This is a genomic window from Pseudomonas sp. 10C3, assembly GCF_036346185.1.
In the GTDB taxonomy this organism is placed as follows: domain Bacteria; phylum Pseudomonadota; class Gammaproteobacteria; order Pseudomonadales; family Pseudomonadaceae; genus Aquipseudomonas.
On sequence record NZ_JASJVE010000004.1, the window covers coordinates 217,133 to 232,434 of the forward strand.

12 protein-coding genes are annotated in these 15,302 nt (G+C 59.5%); 4 read left to right on the plus strand and 8 right to left on the minus strand.

The features are described 5' to 3' along the window. Positions 1 to 96 precede the first annotated feature (96 nt). Positions 97 to 879: a class I SAM-dependent methyltransferase gene (locus tag QN399_RS05825; protein ID WP_322178199.1), complete on the plus strand. Its 783-nt coding sequence runs from the start codon at positions 97 to 99 to the stop codon at positions 877 to 879. A 57-nt stretch (positions 880 to 936) separates the two neighbouring features. Here the strand turns inward: QN399_RS05825 and QN399_RS05830 are convergent, their stop codons facing one another. Then, entirely contained in the window at positions 937 to 1,587 is a 651-nt protein-coding gene (locus QN399_RS05830) for a TetR/AcrR family transcriptional regulator (protein WP_322178200.1), read from the minus strand. Positions 1,588 to 1,679: 92 nt separating this feature from the next. Here QN399_RS05830 and QN399_RS05835 point away from each other — a divergent pair, with 92 nt between their 5' ends. Then, complete coding sequence (locus QN399_RS05835; protein ID WP_322215262.1) at positions 1,680 to 2,780, plus strand: efflux RND transporter periplasmic adaptor subunit; 1,101 nt, start codon at positions 1,680 to 1,682, stop codon at positions 2,778 to 2,780. 6 nt (positions 2,781 to 2,786) lie between these two features. Continuing rightward, complete coding sequence (locus QN399_RS05840) at positions 2,787 to 5,861, plus strand: efflux RND transporter permease subunit (protein ID WP_330200678.1); 3,075 nt, start codon at positions 2,787 to 2,789, stop codon at positions 5,859 to 5,861. On the opposite strand, the gene QN399_RS05845 is transcribed toward QN399_RS05840, so the two are convergent. From QN399_RS05845 to plsB, 3 genes are all read right to left on the minus strand, one after another. Beyond that, a complete protein-coding gene (locus QN399_RS05845) occupies positions 5,862 to 6,551 on the minus strand; it encodes a DUF4197 domain-containing protein (protein ID WP_330200679.1) in 690 nt (229 codons plus the stop codon). A gap of 70 nt (positions 6,552 to 6,621) precedes the next feature. Beyond that, positions 6,622 to 7,020, minus strand: a complete 399-nt coding sequence (locus QN399_RS05850; protein WP_322178204.1) for a YbaY family lipoprotein — start codon at positions 7,018 to 7,020, stop codon at positions 6,622 to 6,624. Between the two features lie 62 nt (positions 7,021 to 7,082). Continuing rightward, the gene (gene plsB / locus QN399_RS05855) at positions 7,083 to 9,575 is read right to left on the minus strand and encodes a glycerol-3-phosphate 1-O-acyltransferase PlsB (protein ID WP_322178205.1); all 2,493 of its coding nucleotides are present in this window, start codon (positions 9,573 to 9,575) and stop codon (positions 7,083 to 7,085) included. A 165-nt stretch (positions 9,576 to 9,740) separates the two neighbouring features. Here plsB and QN399_RS05860 point away from each other — a divergent pair, with 165 nt between their 5' ends. Then, positions 9,741 to 9,950 (plus strand): cold shock domain-containing protein, encoded by a 210-nt coding sequence (locus QN399_RS05860; RefSeq protein ID WP_322215268.1) that lies wholly within the window; start codon positions 9,741 to 9,743, stop codon positions 9,948 to 9,950. Between the two features lie 140 nt (positions 9,951 to 10,090). Here QN399_RS05860 and QN399_RS05865 read toward each other — a convergent pair whose 3' ends face one another. From QN399_RS05865 to QN399_RS05880, 4 genes are all read right to left on the minus strand, one after another. Further along, on the minus strand, positions 10,091 to 10,468 hold the full coding sequence (locus tag QN399_RS05865) for a hypothetical protein (RefSeq protein WP_322178207.1): 378 nt from the start codon (positions 10,466 to 10,468) through the stop codon (positions 10,091 to 10,093). A gap of 96 nt (positions 10,469 to 10,564) precedes the next feature. Then, a complete protein-coding gene (locus QN399_RS05870) occupies positions 10,565 to 11,374 on the minus strand; it encodes a putative RNA methyltransferase (protein ID WP_330200687.1) in 810 nt (269 codons plus the stop codon). Beyond that, the gene (dapE, locus tag QN399_RS05875; RefSeq protein WP_322178208.1) at positions 11,374 to 12,525 is read right to left on the minus strand and encodes a succinyl-diaminopimelate desuccinylase; all 1,152 of its coding nucleotides are present in this window, start codon (positions 12,523 to 12,525) and stop codon (positions 11,374 to 11,376) included. The genes QN399_RS05870 and dapE overlap by 1 nt, the downstream gene beginning before the upstream one ends. A gap of 100 nt (positions 12,526 to 12,625) precedes the next feature. After that, the gene (locus tag QN399_RS05880; protein WP_322178209.1) at positions 12,626 to 15,214 is read right to left on the minus strand and encodes a glycosyltransferase; all 2,589 of its coding nucleotides are present in this window, start codon (positions 15,212 to 15,214) and stop codon (positions 12,626 to 12,628) included. Positions 15,215 to 15,302 lie beyond the last annotated feature (88 nt).

A 15,302-nucleotide genomic window follows, 5' to 3' on the forward strand; every position in this document is an offset into this window, starting at 1 on the left:
CGCTCAGTTGACCGTCCGGCTCTGGCAAAATGCCGGATACTCCTGTTATCGGCCAATGTTGCCGATCATTAACAAATTAGTTGAGCGTATGGGCACATGAGTGAGCAACACACGGGCAGCCGCATCCGGGTTGAAACCCTGACAAGCAACGGACACGCGCAGGCGCTGGACTGGGCACAACGTCTCGGCCTGCCGTTAGAGGACGTTGAAGCAGAATTCGCCCTGCAAGTGACGGACGATGGTTTGCAGCTACAGCAACTAGGCGCCGACTCTTCGGGCCCGGTGCGAGTGGACTTTGTCGAAGGGGCTGTGGCTCATCGACGCTTGTTCGGTGGTGGCAGTGGGCAAATGATCGCCAAAGCGGTCGGCATCCAGCCCGGCGTTCGCCCTCGAGTGCTGGATGCGACAGCGGGGTTAGGCAAGGACGCGTTCGTGCTGGCAAGCCTAGGGTGCAACGTGAGCCTGATCGAGCGTCAGCCGATCATCGCCGCCTTGCTTGAAGATGGCCTGGCCCGTGGCCTGCGGGATCGTGAAGTGGGGCAGATCATCGCCCAGATGCGTCTGTTGACCGGCAACTCCATCGACTTGATCCGCGCCTGGGAGGGCGAACCACCGCAAGTGATCTACCTTGACCCGATGTTTCCTCATCGGGAAAAAACCGCGTTGGTGAAAAAGGAAATGCGCCTGTTCCGGCCGTTGGTGGGCGATGACATGGATGCGCCAGCGCTGCTGGAAGCTGCACTGGCGCTCGCCACTCACCGGGTCGTGGTCAAACGCCCACGCAAGGCGCCGTGCATCGACGGGCCAAAGCCGAGTTATGCGCTGGATGGAAAGTCCAGCCGCTACGACATCTACCCGAAGAAGGCGCTAAAAGGCTGATATCGCCTTAGCTGCCTTCGGTAGTCCGCAGGAGCTGCTGAAGGCTACAAATGATCGTCAGGGCCGATAAGCCCGCATAAACAAGCTCACGACTTCCTGAACATGCGCTTCAGCGTCGTGCTCGTCCGGCAGGTCGCCGCAGCCGATCAGCAGGCGAAAATTGCATGCGCCCTTGAGCAGGCACAGAAAGTGCTCGGCAGCGAGGTTTGGTTTGTCGATGCTCAGGCTCCCGGCTTTGTCGATCTGGGTCAGAAAGCGCTCCATCTCCAGCAGAATTCGCTGGGGGCCGGCCTCGAAAAAAATCTGCGACAGCTTCGGGTCCTGGCTGCCCGGTGCGACCATCAATCGATGCAGCGCCAACGAGTCAGGACTGTTGATCAACGCGTAAAAGCCCCGACCAATCTTCAACAGCAGTGCCTCTACAGGCATGCCATGGGGTATTTCGAAAAACAGCTCGGGCAGTTGCTCCTCGCAGCGCGCCACCACCGCAGCGGAAAATAACGTCTCTTTATCGGTGAAATGGTTGTAAACCGTCAGCTTGGAAACCCCGGCTTCTGCGGCCACGGCATCCATACTGGTACTGGCGTAACCGTTGCGCACGAACAGGTTTTTCGCGGCGTTAAGAATGGCTTGGCGCTTTGCCAAGTCCTTTGGGCGGCCGGGGCCCGAAGCGCTTAATGGGGGACGGAGTAATGAATTGTCAGGCATCGTCGTTTTAATAGTGGACTGGTGAGTTTGGTATTTCTTACTATACGCTTCAGTACAATAATTAAAGCATCCTTTGCCAAAGGTCCATCACCATGTTTCGCGATGCCTTGTCCTTTACCCTGCCGATCAGCCTGGTGTTTTTACTGGCTGCCTGTGGTCATGAAGAACCTGTTCTGCCCACCGTGCGCCCGGCCATGGTCGTTCAGCCGCAGCCTTCATCGCAGTCGATGGACAGCTATCCCGGTGAAGTCCGCGCCCGGTTCGAGCCGGAATTGGCGTTTCGTATCGCCGGCAAGGTGACCAGGCGTCTGGTAGAAGAGGGCGCGAGGGTCAAGGCCAATCAGCCGCTGGCCGAGCTGGACCCGCAGGATGTGCGCCTGCAGCTGGAAGCGACCCGCGCTCAGGTGACTGCCGCTGAAGCCAATTTGCAATTGGTCCGCTCTGAGCGTGATCGCTACAAAACGTTGATGGATCGGCAACTGGTCAGTCGGTCTCAGTTCGACAATGCCGAGAACCTGTTTCGCGCCGGTGAGGCTCGGCTCAAGCAGATCAAGGCCGAATTCAATGTCGCTGATAATCAGGCCGGCTACGCGGTGCTGCGCGCGCCACAAGACGGTGTGATCGCTCGGCGTCTGGTCGAAGTCGGGCAAGTCGTGGCGGCGGGGCAGACCATGTTTACCCTGGCGGCCGACGGCGAACGCGAAGTCCTGATCAGTCTGCCAGAGCAAAATTTCGGGCGTTTCAAAACCGGTCAGGCAGTCACTGTCGAGTTGTGGACGCAACCCGGTCAACGTTTTCCTGGCCGCATCCGTGAGTTGTCGCCTTCTGCCGATCCGCGTTCCCGTACCTTCGCCACCCGCATCGCTTTTGCCGAGGGCAAAGTGCCCGCCGAGTTGGGACAGAGCGCCCGCGTATTTATCCAGACCGAACACACTGTCGCCCTGTCGGTACCGTTGTCAGCGCTGACTGCCGAGAACGGCGTCAACTACGTGTGGCGGGTCGATGCCGATAACACACTCAAGCGCGTTCCGGTGCGAATCGCTGCCTACGGTCAGGACAGCGTGCCCGTTCTCGAAGGCCTCAAAGCTACGGATTGGGTGGTGGCAGCCGGTGTCCATGTGCTGCACGAGGGCGAGCAGGTACGGCCGGTGGATCGCGGTAATCGAGAAGTGAAACTGGCGGCGAAGGAGTAGGCACGGATGCGTTTCAATCTTTCCGAGTGGGCACTGCGCAACCGCCAGATTGTCCTGTTTCTGATGTTACTGCTGGCGATTGTTGGCGCGGTTTCCTACACCAAGCTTGGTCAGAGTGAAGATCCGCCATTTACCTTCAAAGCGATGGTCATCCGCACCAACTGGCCCGGCGCGAGTGCCGAGGAAGTTGCGCTGCAGGTGACCGACCGCATTGAGAAGAAGCTGATGGAGACCGGCGAGTACGAGCGCATTGTCTCGTTCTCACGGTCCGGTGAGTCCCAAGTGACGTTCATGGCGCGTGACTCCATGCACTCGGCGCAGATTCCCGATCTCTGGTATCAGGTCCGCAAAAAAATCAGCGACATCCGTCATACCTTGCCACAGGGCATACAGGGGCCATTTTTCAACGATGAGTTCGGCACTACGTTCGGCAATATCTATGCGCTGACGGGCAAAGGTTTTGACTACGCGGTGCTCAAGGACTACGCCGACCGCGTGCAGATACAGCTGCAGCGGGTCAAAGACGTGGGCAATATCGAACTGTTGGGGTTGCAGGACGAAAAAATCTGGATCGAGCTGTCGAACGTGAAGCTGGCGACCCTTGGGCTGCGCTTGCAGACGGTGCAGCAAGTTCTTGAAGAGCAGAACGCGGTGTCGGCAGCGGGTTTTTTCGAGACCCCCAGTGAGCGCATTCAGTTACGGGTAACCGGTCGCTTCCAGTCGGTGGACGAGATCAAGAATTTCCCGATTCGAGTGGGCGATCGTACGTTCCGCATCAGCGACGTGGCCGAGGTTTTTCGCGGCTTCAACGACCCGCCTGCGCCGCGCATGCGTTATATGGGTGAAGACGCCATCGGCCTGGCCGTGGCGATGAAAGACGGTGGCGACATTCTGGTACTGGGGCGTGCCCTTGAGACCGAATTTGCCCGGGTGCAGAAAAACCTCCCTGCGGGCATGCAGCTGAGCAAAGTGTCGGACCAGCCAGCAGCGGTGAAAACCGGGGTCGGCGAGTTTGTGCAGGTGCTGGCTGAGGCGTTGGGCATCGTGCTGCTGGTGAGCTTTTTCTCCCTGGGCATGCGCACCGGGATGGTTGTCGCCCTGGCGATTCCGTTGGTGCTGGCGATGACCTTCGCCTGCATGTACTACCTGGGGATTGGCTTGCACAAGATTTCCCTCGGCGCGCTGGTGCTGGCGTTGGGCTTGTTGGTGGACGACGCGATCATCGCGGTGGAGATGATGGCGATCAAGATGGAGCAGGGTTACGACCGGCTCAAGGCTGCCAGTTTCGCTTGGACCAGCACCGCTTTTCCGATGCTCACCGGCACGCTGATTACGGCGGCGGGCTTCTTGCCGATTGCCACGGCGCAATCAGGCACCGGGGAATACACCCGTTCGATCTTCCAGGTGGTGACCATCGCCTTGTTGGCGTCCTGGGTTGCAGCAGTGGTATTTGTGCCCTATCTGGGCGAGCGGCTGTTGCCGGACCTGGCGAAGATCCACGCTGCCAAACATGGCGCGGGGGCACCCGACCCTTACGGTACGCCCTTCTATCAACGCGTGCGGCGCATGGTGGGTTGGTGTGTACGGCGGCGTAAAACGGTGCTGGTACTCACCATTGGCCTGTTCGTGCTCTCGGTGGTGATGTTCCGTTTCGTGCCGCAGCAGTTTTTTCCGGCGTCGGGGCGACTGGAGCTGATGGTCGATTTGAAGCTGGCCGAAGGCGCGTCGTTGAGCAACACGGCTGAGCAGGTCAACCGGCTGGAGCAGATGCTCAAGGATCATCCGGGCATTGATAACTACGTGGCCTACGTCGGCACTGGTTCGCCACGGTTCTACCTGCCGCTGGACCAACAGTTGCCCGCCGCCAGTTTCGCGCAGTTTGTGGTGCTGGCAAAAACCATCGAAGACCGGGAAGTTCTGCGCACCTGGCTGATCAAAAACCTCAACGAGCAATTTCCGACCCTGCGCTCTCGGGTGACTCGCCTGGAGAACGGGCCGCCGGTGGGATACCCGGTGCAGTTCCGCGTGACCGGTGAACACATCGAGGAAGTCCGCGCTCTGGCGCGTAAAGTCGCGGTCAAGGTTGGCGAGAATCCACACGTGGCGAACGTCCATCTGGACTGGGAGGAGCCGAGCAAGGTTGTGAACCTCAACGTGGATCAGGATCGGGCGCGGGCGCTAGGGGTGAGCACTGCCGATCTGTCGAGATTTCTGCAAAGTTCGTTGACCGGTTCCAGCGTCAGCCAATACCGCGAAGAGGACGAGCTCATCGAGATTCTGTTGCGGGGCACCCCTCATGAGCGCAAGGATCTCGCCTCGCTGCCGAGCCTGGCGATCCCCACCAGCAACGGCACCAGCGTCGCCTTGTCGCAGATCGCGACCCTGGAGTACGGCTTCGAAGAGGGCATCATTTGGCACCGCAACCGCCTGCCGAACGTGACCATCCGCGCCGATATCTATGGCAAGGAACAACCTGCGACCCTAGTCCAGCAGATCCTGCCGACACTGGACGGCGTGCGTGCCGAGTTACCGGACGGCTATTTGCTGGAAGTCGGGGGCACAGTCGAAGACTCGGCGCGGGGACAGAACTCGGTCAAGGCCGGTGTGCCGTTGTTTATCGTGGTGGTCCTGACCTTGTTGATGCTGCAATTGCGCAGTTTCTCACGCACCGCCATGGTCTTTCTCACCGCACCGCTGGGTTTGATTGGCGTGACTTTGTTTCTGATTGTCTTTCACCAGCCGTTCGGTTTCGTCGCAATGCTCGGCACCATCGCCTTGTCGGGGATGATCATGCGTAACTCGGTGATTCTGGTGGACCAGATCGAACAGGACATCGCCGCCGGGCTGGATCAATGGCAAGCGATCATCGAAGCCACCGTACGGCGTTTCCGGCCCATCGTCCTCACGGCACTGGCGGCCGTGCTGGCGATGATCCCGCTGTCACGTAGCGTGTTTTTCGGCCCGATGGCCGTGGCGATCATGGGCGGTCTGATCGTTGCGACCGCACTGACCCTGTTATTCCTGCCTGCGCTGTATGCAGCGTGGTTCAGGGTGAAGAAAGTGGAGCTGCAGGCGCGTTGATTACAGCGCGCCAAACACCTTTTTCGCCAGACTGGTCGCGGCGCCTGCCGGGTTTTGGCGGAGGGCGGCTTCTTGTTTGCCGATCATTTCGAACAGGCCATTGAGGGCCTTTTCGGTCACGTAACCTTCGATGTTGGCGTCTTTGGTGTCGACGACGCCCAGGCTGGCGGCCTGGGCGGCGAACGCGTTGTATTTTTGTGCGACACCCACTTTATCGGTGGCGTGTTTGACGATGGGCAGGAATTTGACGCGGATCTGTTCGCGGCTGGTCTTGCTCAGGTATTGGGTGGCTGAATCGTTGCCGCCACTGAGGATGCTCTTGGCATCCTCCACGCTCATCTTCTTCACGGCATCGACCAGCAGCGCCTGGGCTTGCGGTACAGCGGCTTCGGCGGCCTGGTTCATGGCGGTCTCCAATTCATCGACCTGCGCGCCCATGCCGAACTGCTTCATCTTCTTCGCAACCTTGCCGAGACTGCCCGGCAACTCAATGCGCACATCCTTGTTATTGCTGAAACCGCCTGGCGTGCCCAGCTGCTTGACGGCAATCTGCGCGCCTTGGGTCAACGCATCCTTGAGACCGCCAGTGGCGTCCGACTGGGACAGGTCGCTCAGGGACAGGGCAAACACGCTGGTCGACAGCAGCAGGCCTGCGCACAGGCCAGCGAAGGTGATGGAAGGGCGGAGCATGGCAGCATCCTTTTCAAAGGGATCGGATTGATAAAAGGGTGGCGCGGGTTTACAGGCCCGCGCCAAGGGATCACTGAACAGAATCCAGGCGAATGCGCAGCGGCTTCTGATCCTGGCCATCCAACTGTACGACATACTGCGCGGTAGTGATAAACAAGAGTTTACCCTCCAGTTCAATGCGCGCGCTGACCGAATAACGGTGGCCCTGCTGTACGTGTTTCGGATCGTATTCCAGGCTGAAAGGCAAAGGCACCTGGCCTTTGATCGGGCCACTTTGTCTGGCCAGCACGACCACCGGAGCATCGGCCTTGGACACGTCGTGTAGGCTGACATTCAAGATCGCCGTGGGTGGCAGGGCGATGCGTTGCAGGTAAAAAACTTCCCCGTCGAGGCTGGCTTGAGAGGATGGCTGCGAGATACTGCACGCGCCGAGCAGGCTGGTCAGAAGGATAAGTGCCAGGTTTTTCATTGGAATCTCCTTATCGATGGCGTCAGAAGAAGCCCCACGCCATCGACAGGAATTTAAAGGATTTAGCTGGCAGGGTCAGCCTCTGTTACATCTTCGCTGCGATGCAGGGCCACTTGGCGGATCGACAAACGGATCTCGGCGGGCAAAACCCGCTTGGCCGCGCCTTCCGCCAACTCGCCCAGAAGCTCGTGGTAGCTTAGCTTGCCCGCAGGGTCTTTGTGCAGGACGCCGAGGTCGAGCAAGGTCTGGATGAAGTGGCGGAACAGGCTTTTGTCGAAGAACTCCGGTGCGTTGAGGCCATGCAAAATCGACAGCCGCTGAGCCATGACCGTGCACAAGTCTTCCAGTTCTTCGGCGCTGATACTGTTCTGGCCACTGTTGAGCAGCAATGAAATCGCCATATAGAAGCGTTGCAGCGTCTGGGCAATGACCCGTGACAGCAGGGTCAGCAGGACGAAGTGACGCGAACTCGGGGCTGGGCGCAGGTAGACGTTATTTTCAAAGCGCAACAGGCCTTGCTCGACGAAGGCTTCGAGCCACTGGTCGATCACCGCATCCAGCTCCTCCAGCGGCCAGCGAATGAACAGCTCTGATTGCAGGTACGGGTACAGTGCCCGGGCATAGCGCAGGATCTGTTCACGGCTCATCCGCGACGAACTCTGGAAGAAACTCGCCAGCAGCGAGGGCAGGGCCACGATGTGCAAGACGTTGTTGCGGTAGTAGGTCATCAAGACCGCGTTCTGCTCATCCAAGTAGAGGATTTTGCCTAACGCATCCTTTTGCTCGGACAACAGGTTCATGCCCTTTACGTACTCGATCAAGGCCTTGCCGTCACCTTCGGGCAGCGTGGTGTGTGGCGAGTAAGGCACCCGACGCAGCAGGGTCAGGTACAGGTCGAGAATCCGCGCCATGGCTTGATCGTCCAGCGCCAGCTTATTGGTGGACAGCAAGGCCAGCGCCACCAGATTGACCGGGTTGATCGCGGCCGCTTCGTTCAGCCCTTGAGCCACGCGCTCGCCGAGGCGCTGAGTAGTCTCGTTCAGCCAGCCGGGGCGGTACTGCGGCCCCAGCGCTTGCTCGCGCCAATTCGGTTGTTCGTGATCGAGGAACTCAGCCAGTTTGATTGGCTCGCCGAAGTTGACCGACACCTGGCCGAAGCGCTGCTTGAGTGCGCCAATCACTTTGAAAATATCGAAGATCGACTCTTTCTTTTTAGCCGCACCGCGCAGCTCGCCCAGGTAGGTGCGGCCTTCGAGCACGCGCTCGTAACCGATGTACACCGGAACGAAAACGATCGGCATCCGTGAGTTGCGCAAAAAGCTGCGCAAGGTGATCGCCAGCATGCCGGTTTTGGGTTGCAGCATGCGCCCGGTACGCGAGCGGCCACCTTCGACGAAGTACTCGACCGGGAAGCCCTTGGTGAACAGCGTATGCAGGTATTCATTGAAGACGGCGCTGTACAGCGGGTTGCCCTTGAACGTACGACGCATGAAAAAGGCGCCGCCGCGACGCAGCAGGCCGCCGATCACTGGCATGTTCAGGTTAATGCCCGCGGCGACGTGGGGCGGTGTCAGGCCATTTCGAAACAGCAGGTAGGACAGCAGCAGATAATCGATATGGCTGCGGTGGCACGGGACATAGATCACTTCGTGACCCTGGGCGACATCCTGCACGCCTTCGATGTGACTGACCTTGATGCCGTCGTAAATCTTGTTCCAGAACCAGCTCAGCACCACTTCGAGAAAGCGGATCGCCGAGTAGGTGTAGTCCGAAGCGATTTCGTTGCCATAGCGCAGGGCATTTGCCTGGGCTTTGCTCTCGGGGATGTTCTCGCGCTTGGCCTCTTCGAGGATGGCCTGCTTGACCAGCGGCTCGTCCAGCAGCCCCTTGACCAGATTGCGGCGGTGCGACAGGTCGGGGCCGATGACGGCGGTTTTCAGATTGCGAAAGTGCACCCGCAGAATGCGCTGGGTCATTCGCAGGGTGCGTTCGTGGCCCTTGTTCTCTTGGACCAGTTCGCGCAGATGGATCGGTGCGGAAAATTGCACACGGGTCTTGCGGCCCAGAATCAGAATGCTGACCAACCGGCGCAAGCGCCCAGTCACCGCCCAGCTGTCTGCGAACAATAGCTTCCAGGGGCTCGACTCACTGTCAGGCGACTGACCCCAGAACACACTGACCGGGATGATCTGTGCATCTTCGGAGGCGTTCTGGCTGATGGCACTGACCAGCCGCTCCAGGGTGGGCGGTGCGCCGCGTTTGTCCTGGCGGCCCAGCCAGTCGGGCTCGGGTGTCAGGTAGAAGAATGCCGCGGGCTCCAGCAGGTTTCCCACGGCTACCGGCAGAATCGGTCGCGGCAGCCCGGCTTTGCGGCACTCGGTATCGACCACCGCGAGGTCGCTTAATGAGGGTGATTGCAGGGCGTAGAACACCGGGCGGCTGCGGTCGAGGTTGAGGGTAAAGGACGACTGGTTGATGGTTTCCGAGCGAACCCAGAGGTACAACAGTCGGCGCAGGGTGCCAAACACAAGACGGCGGAACGGGGAGCGGGTCATACGGCTTCTGCTGAATAAGGGGGAAACGAGCAGCTGCTCGGGGGCGACAGTGTGCCGCATCTGCTGAAGATCGGCAAAAAACGACGCCGTTTATGTGGATTTCGCCGTTTTTAATGCTGGCTTATACTCGGCCGTCAAATAATAAAAAACAGGAGTAACGATCCAATGTCAGCACGTGAAACAGGCAGTGTGAAGTGGTTCAACGATGCCAAGGGTTATGGCTTCATCCAGCGCGGAGATGGCGTGGACGTATTCGTGCATTACCGCGCCATCCGCGGGGAAGGGCATCGTTCACTGGCTGAGGGCCAGCAGGTCGAATACGGATTGGTCGAAGGCCAGAAAGGCTGGCAGGCAGAGGATGTCGTGGGGCTATAAAGTGAGCAGTCTGCACACAGACTTGTAGGAGCTGACTTGTCTGCGAACCAGGCAACTCGGTCTGTCAGGCACACCGAGTTGCGACCTTCGCGGGCAAGAACCAGGCGTCCCCCCAGTTCCTGCACTGTGCGATGTCAGGCTCAGTTCGTGTGCCAGACGATTTCTTCTTCACCGTCGCTACTGATGCGAATCCAGCGGTCGGCGGCTTCGTCGCTCTCTTCCTCGATCCATGTGCCCGGTGCGCAGCGAACTTCAACGTTCAGTGCGGTGAAGGCAGCGCGGGCGCAGGCGATGTCGTCGTCCCATGGGGTCTTGTCGCTTTCCAGGAACAAGCTGTTCCATTTGCCGACAGCCTTGGGCAACCAGGTCACGGTCACGTCACCGGCTGTGCATTTGTACGTCTGACCTTTCTTGACCCAGGGGGTGCAGGGGCCCAGCGCGGCGCTGAGCCAGGCAGCGATGGCCATGTAGTCGACGTCAGCGTCTTTCAGGTAAATCTCGATATCGGGTTGGCGCATGGATGCCTCGTAATTGATTGAAAATCCATTCGCGGATTCATTCGGCTGCCCCGCACAGGCAAGGCAGCATCGATTCGGTGTGTGTGGATTCGCAGATTATTGAAGCACGAAATAATCGTAACGCATCGAAACCGTCACTTCGAACGGCTCCGGCTGCTCAATGACATTGGCCCGGCGTTCGGCGCTGGCGCGCCAACCGTGGGGCGTCATGGCCAGCAAGTTGGCACGGGCTTGAGCATCGACCAGGCTCAGGGTAAAGCGCAAGGTCTCGCTGTGCTGCAACTGCATATCAGCGGGCACTTGCATCAGGTGTTTGTCATCGACGTACTCACGCACTTCGTCGTAGAGCCGCTCACGCAGCTCCATCAGGTGTTCGCTGGTCGGGCCGACGCGCATCAAGCCGCCGCCGGTGCTCAGCAGGCGTTTGGCTTCGTGCCAGTCCAGCGGGCTGAACACGCTGGCAAGGAACTGGCAGCTGTCGTCGGGCAGTGGCACGCGGGCCATGCTGGAGATCAACCAAGTGATTTTTGGATCGCGCCGGCATGCACGCTTGACCGCTTCGCGGGAAATATCCAGCGCATAGCCATCCGCATCCGGCAGGGCCGCAGCGATTTGCGCGGTGTAATAACCCTCGCCACAACCGATGTCCAGCCAACGAGCGGGTGCGCGTTCGGCGGCCAGTTCCGCCAGGCGCTTGGCGACCGGCGCATAATGGCCTGCATTGAGAAAGTCGCGCCGTGCCTCGACCATGGCCTGATTGTCGCCAGGGTCGCGGCTGTTTTTGTGTTGAACCGGCAGCAGGTTCAAATAGCCTTGGCGCGCACGGTCGAAGCGGTGACCAAGGGGGCACACCACGCCGTTATCAACTGCGCTGAGCGCTGCTGCGCAAATCGGGCAAGTCAGCATCATGCGAGCAATTCGACCAGAGTCTGGTAGTAAATTTCGGTCAGGACATCGAGATCGCTGGCCAGAACGCGCTCATTGACCTGATGGATCGTGGCGTTGACCGGGCCCAGTTCGACGACTTGCGTGCCCATCGTGGCGATAAACCGCCCGTCCGAGGTGCCGCCGCTGGTCGATGCCTGGGTGTCGCGCCCGGTGACGGCCTTGATGCTTGCGGACACTGCGTCGAGTAGCGCGCCGGGTTCAGTGAGGAACGGCAGGCCGGACAAGGCCCATTCCACATGCCAGTCCAGCCCATGCTTGTCGAGGATGGTGGCGACCCGCTGCTGCAGGGCCTCGACGGTGGATTCGGTGGAGAAGCGGAAGTTGAACATCGCCGACAACTCGCCGGGGATGACGTTGGTCGTGCCGGTGCCTGAGTTGAGGTTGGAGATCTGAAAACTGGTCGGCGGGAAGAAGGCGTTGCCGTTATCCCAGTGCTCGGCGGCCAGTTCGGCCAACGCCGGTGCTGCCAGATGGATCGGGTTCTTCGCCAGATGCGGGTAGGCCACATGGCCCTGGATCCCGCGCACGGTGAGTTTTGCACCCAATGAACCGCGACGGCCGTTTTTGACCATATCGCCCACCAGTGTGGTGCTCGACGGTTCGCCGACGATGCACCAGTCCAGGCGCTCTTTACGTGCCGCCAGTCGCTCGATCACCGCCTTGGTGCCGTGGTGTGCAGGGCCTTCTTCGTCGCTGGTGATCAGGAACGCCACCGAGCCTTTATGGTTCGGGTGATCGCCGACAAAGCGTTCAGCCGCCACCAGCATTGCCGCCAGGCTGCCTTTCATGTCAGCCGCGCCACGTCCGCACAGCATGCCATGCTCATCGATCAATGCGTCGAACGGATCGTTCTGCCAGGCCTGAAGCGGGCCGGTCGGCACCACGTCAGTGTGCCCGGCGAAGCACAGCACCGGGCCTTCGTGGTTGCCATGGGTGGCCCAGAAGTTATCCACATCCTCGATACGCATGGGTTCCAGTTTGAAACCGGCATCGCCCAGGCGTTGCATCATCATCGCTTGGCAGTCGGCGTCGATCGGCGTGACCGATGGACGACGGATCAGGTCGCAGGCGAGTTGGAGAGTGGGCGAAAGGTCGGCTGGGGCCGTCATGAAAGGACTCCGGTAACAAGGTTCTAGGCGCGGAAAAGGCGCTTATCTTAAAGCAAAACGGCGACCCAAAGGCCGCCGTTTAACGTTACGCAGTAACAGGTCAAACAGTTGCGGGTTCCGCCACGGCTACCGGCTTGGGCAGCGAAGACAGGAAGGCCATGATCAGCGCCGCCAGGTACGGCAGCGATTGCACCAGAAGCATGGTCACCCAGAAGCGCATGTCGGCGCTCGGCAGGCCCTGTACCAGGCAGATACCGGCGGCCGCGCCCCACAGCAGCAGCATGATGAAAACTTCTTCTCGAGCTTCCGAGAGGGCGACCAGAAAACCATGACTGGCTGCGTTCTTCGGTGTACGGAAGAATGGGATGCTGGTGGTGAAGAAGCCGTAGAGCACCGCTTTGGCGATGGTGTGCGACAAGGCGAGCCCCGCCAGCGCCGCAAAGAATGCGTCCGTGAGGTTGACCCCCACTGCACGGCGGTACAAGAAGATGATCTTGCCGACCTTGAACACGAACAGGGCCAATGGCGGGATCGCGAAAATCAACAACGGCGGATCGACACGGTTAGGCACGATGATCATCGCCGCCGACCACAGCAACGCGCCGACGGTGAAGAAGATATTCATGCCATCGGCGACCCACGGCAACCAGCCCGCGAGGAAGTGATAGCGCTGCCCACGGGTCAGCTCGGTATCTTTACCGCGCAGCAGGCTCGACGTGTGGCGCTTGATGATTTGAATCGCGCCATACGCCCAACGGAAACGCTGCTTTTTGAAGTCGATGAAGGTGTCCGGCATCAAACCCTTGCCGTAGCTGTTGTGCGAATAGGCGGCCGAATACCCTTTCTCGAATATGCGCAGCCCCAGCTCGGCGTCTTCACAGATGCACCAGTCCGCCCAGCCCAGTTCTTCAAGCACCGAACGTCGGGTCATGGTCATGGTGCCGTGCTGAATGATCGCGTCACGGTCGTTACGGGTGACCATGCCGATATAGAAGAAGCCTTTGTATTCCGAGTAGCAGAGCTTCTTGAAGGTGCTTTCGTTCTGGTCGCGGTAATCCTGCGGCGACTGCACCACGGCGATTTTCGGGTCGGCGAAGTGCGGGACCATGTGTTTGAGCCAGTTGCGGTCGACGCAGTAATCCGAGTCGATCACTGCAATCACTTCAGCGTCCGGCGCCGTGTGCGGGATCAGGTAGTTCAGTGCACCACCTTTGAAACCGGCCAGTGGCGCGACATGGAAGAACTTGAAGCGCGGGCCGAGCATTTCACAATGGGCCTTGACCGGTTCCCAGACCGCCGGGTCTTTGGTGTTGTTGTCGATGATCAGAACTTCGAAGTCCGGATAGTCGAGAGCGGCCAGAGCATTCAGGGTCTGTTTGACCATCTCCGGTGGCTCGTTGTAGCAGGGCACGTGTATCGAGACTTTCGGTCGATACGCATTGTCAGTGTCCACGGGCAGGAATTCGCGGCGTCGCTTGTGGGTCCAGACCGCTTCAGCCAGTTCGTGGGCCTCGGTCAACAGGACGATGAACACGCCCATGGCGCCAAGTGCCAGCAAGAAGCCTACGGTCAGACTGAACCAGGTGCTGTATTGCTGACTGTAGTCGTAACCGATCCAGACCAGCACCGAACCACACAGGAACGCGGTAAAGGTCAGGAACGTGCGACCCCGCTGGCGTAGCGCCGAACCGTCGATCAGGAGCAATGCCAGGGACAGCAGCGCCAGCACCACGGAGCCAATCGCCAGAACCCGCCACTGCGGAATCGCGACAACCGGCCCTTCAAAGTTAAATTTCTGCTGGCGCGCAGCGTTATACACGCCCCAGTAGGCGCCCACCGAGCCTTCATCACTGGCTTTCCACGGCTGATCGAAGGCCTCGATCACGAAGTAGTTGTAGCCCTGGCGGTTGAGTTTATTGACCAGCGTACGCAGGTAAATGGCTTGATCCGCCTGAGTTGCCTCGGCACCGCCACGCATACGGCCATTGCTCGGCCAGCCAACCTCCGACAGCAGCAGCGGCTTTTTCGGGAATATTTTTTTCAGTTCACGGGCGCGATCAAGTACGAATTGACCGGCTTTGTCGACTGGAATGAATTCCCAATAAGGCAGGATGTGCGCAGCGACCAAATCAACGTGCTTGCCCAACTCCGGGTATTTTTCCCAGATGTGCCATTGCTCGGAGGTGGTCACCGGTACTTTGACGGCGGCACGCACCCGGTCCAGCAGGACGCTCAGTTGTTTGACCGTGATTTCGCGACGGAACAGGGCTTCGTTGCCCACCACCACGCGAACCACACTGCGCGATGAGTTGGCCAGCTCGATTGCTCGGACAATCTCGCGCTCGTTGCGCGCTTCGTCGGGGCTGATCCAGATCCCCAGAGTCACTCGCAGACCGAACTCTTCAGCGAGCTTTGGGATGTCCCCCAGCGAGCCGTCGACAGAGTAAGTCCGAATACTGTCGGTCTGCTTACTGATCAACTCCAGGTCCTGACGCATTTCATCGTCGGACGGGTAGATGCCTTCCTGTGGGTTTTGTCCCGAACGGAAAGGTGAGTAAGAAAAGCCGGAGATCTGCTCGGGCCAGTCGGGAGCGGTAACCGGACGATTGATCAGCGCCCAGAAACCGGTGAATAGCGCGGCAATTGCCACGACCACCACCAAATTGAGTCCAAATCTACGCGATGACATAAATGCTTTTGGTTCCAAAGGGTGGAACGAGGGATTAGCCGACGAGCGCCGGTCGGCGCGCATCCTACTCTGGGCTTTATAGGGCTGT

Bases quoted from the DNA above. Each gene is read 5' to 3' on its own strand.
- QN399_RS05825 (WP_322178199.1), top strand. From the start codon at position 97: ATGAGTGAGCAACACACGGGCAGCCGCATCCGGGTTGAAACCCTGACA.
- QN399_RS05830 (WP_322178200.1), bottom strand. From the start codon at position 1,587: ATGCCTGACAATTCATTACTCCGTCCCCCATTAAGCGCTTCGGGCCCC.
- QN399_RS05835 (WP_322215262.1), top strand. From the start codon at position 1,680: ATGTTTCGCGATGCCTTGTCCTTTACCCTGCCGATCAGCCTGGTGTTT.
- QN399_RS05840 (WP_330200678.1), top strand. From the start codon at position 2,787: ATGCGTTTCAATCTTTCCGAGTGGGCACTGCGCAACCGCCAGATTGTC.
- QN399_RS05845 (WP_330200679.1), bottom strand. From the start codon at position 6,551: ATGCTCCGCCCTTCCATCACCTTCGCTGGCCTGTGCGCAGGCCTGCTG.
- QN399_RS05850 (WP_322178204.1), bottom strand. From the start codon at position 7,020: ATGAAAAACCTGGCACTTATCCTTCTGACCAGCCTGCTCGGCGCGTGC.
- plsB (WP_322178205.1), bottom strand. From the start codon at position 9,575: ATGACCCGCTCCCCGTTCCGCCGTCTTGTGTTTGGCACCCTGCGCCGA.
- QN399_RS05860 (WP_322215268.1), top strand. From the start codon at position 9,741: ATGTCAGCACGTGAAACAGGCAGTGTGAAGTGGTTCAACGATGCCAAG.
- QN399_RS05865 (WP_322178207.1), bottom strand. From the start codon at position 10,468: ATGCGCCAACCCGATATCGAGATTTACCTGAAAGACGCTGACGTCGAC.
- QN399_RS05870 (WP_330200687.1), bottom strand. From the start codon at position 11,374: ATGCTGACTTGCCCGATTTGCGCAGCAGCGCTCAGCGCAGTTGATAAC.
- dapE (WP_322178208.1), bottom strand. From the start codon at position 12,525: ATGACGGCCCCAGCCGACCTTTCGCCCACTCTCCAACTCGCCTGCGAC.
- QN399_RS05880 (WP_322178209.1), bottom strand. From the start codon at position 15,214: ATGTCATCGCGTAGATTTGGACTCAATTTGGTGGTGGTCGTGGCAATT.